Annotated in this window: 1 protein-coding gene; it reads right to left on the bottom strand. The window is 38.4% G+C overall.

Annotated elements, in window-relative coordinates; all coding sequences use genetic code 11:
* Positions 1-327: 327 nt before the first annotated feature.
* On the bottom strand, positions 328-1,623 hold a 1,296-nt coding region (locus tag GMD6S_RS08985; RefSeq protein ID WP_000385362.1), incomplete at its 5' end, for a vWA domain-containing protein.

Raw genomic sequence — 1,623 nt, 5'->3', positions numbered from 1 at the left:
TTACGTTCTGACATAAAAATGTCCCCCCTTAAAAAATATTGTTATAGAGTTACAAAGTACTGATAGGAAAACTACTAGTAATGAATACCTACCACCTTATCGGGACTATATAACCTTATCATTATACCACTTTTTACTTTTTTTTGCAGTATTTTCTCGAAATCGAAAAAAGAACCTTACGGCTCTTTTCTCGTCATAAAAATTCGGCTTGTACTCCATAATACAGAAGGTCATACCTGTGCTTATCTGCATACTTCGTTTACAAACTACCTATTTTTTATCTGCTTTTTCCTCACAATGTTTTAACAAACAATCTTCCAGTTAGGCTTACTGTTCCTTAGACTTTCTATTGCTTACAGTTAAGCCAAGTCCAGCCATTAGGAGGCCAAGTCCCACAATACCATAGTTCGCTGTATCATTACTTCCTGTATCAGGGAGTTTCGCCACTTCTTTTTTATAAGCTGTAGCTACTGGAACTGTGGTAGTTGGAGTCGCACTTCCTGTCTGAGCAACAGGTAGTGTTGTACGACGTTCTAGGTAAAATTGGTAATTATCTTTCGTTACCTTGTAATTGTGTCCTTCAGTCACAGTTTCAACAATCCATGTAGTTGCATCCTTAGTTAAAGAATCAGCCAAGTTACGATTAATATTCATTAATCGACCTTCAGATACAAAATCTTTATAGCTAATATCGGTCCCTGTCGAAGTTGCAACAATTCTTTCGATTTTTGCGGCTTTCAAAGACGCAAGAGTATTCGCCATCGTTGGAATTGAAGGATCCTCCTTCATTGGAGCATCTGTCAACAATACGACAAACTTTTTATTTTTAGGTGACTTAGACCAGTCGTAGGTTGAAACAATTTGTGTAAGAGTAGGTGTAGATGTTTCAGGGAAGTCTCCACCATGTGCAAGCTTAATGCCTGCTAAGGCTTTTTCAAGCTCAGCTGGGTCAGAGGTAAAATAAGATTCATTAAATTTTGTTAAAATTGTACCCTCATCTGCTAATCCACCTATACGTCCATATACTTCATCACTAAAGGTAGCTAATCCAAAACGTGCTGCTACTCCATCTTTAGCAAGATTTCTTGCAAACTCATTGATATTGTTACGGACAGTGTCAATAGTTCGAGACATAGATGCTGAACGGTCAACAACAAAAACGATATCGGCAGAGTTAGATTTTGAAATCGTTCTTGTCGCTTTCTTGATTTCGACTGTAGTTGTTTTATCAACACGTTCATATTGGGTATAAGAATTTCCATCTTCATCTTTCCCACTCACTGTACTCTCAGTTGTTTCAGTCTTTGGAGCAGGAAGTTCTTCACTTTTTACAGGTGCCACTTCTGTCTTTGTGACTTCAACTGTTGCAGTTTCTTCATGAATCTTTTGATCACCTTCTTGGCGTTCTTTCACGTCAATAGGTGAAACCTTCTTAGAAACATCAACAAGTTCTCCAGGTTTTGCATCTGATTGGTTAACGACTGGTTTCGCCTCATCAGCTTTAATTTCTGCTACAGCAGCTTCGACTGCCGATTTATTTGCTTCGGTTTTCTTTACTGTTTCAGCTGAAGTAGATGCCGGTTGTGTTGTTTCATCTGCAGACACTTGTCCGACCTGAGCAAA

Source organism: Streptococcus sp. GMD6S, assembly GCF_000297015.1.
Note: the sequence above shows the minus strand (reverse complement) of the source record. Positions and strands in the feature narration are given on the sequence as shown.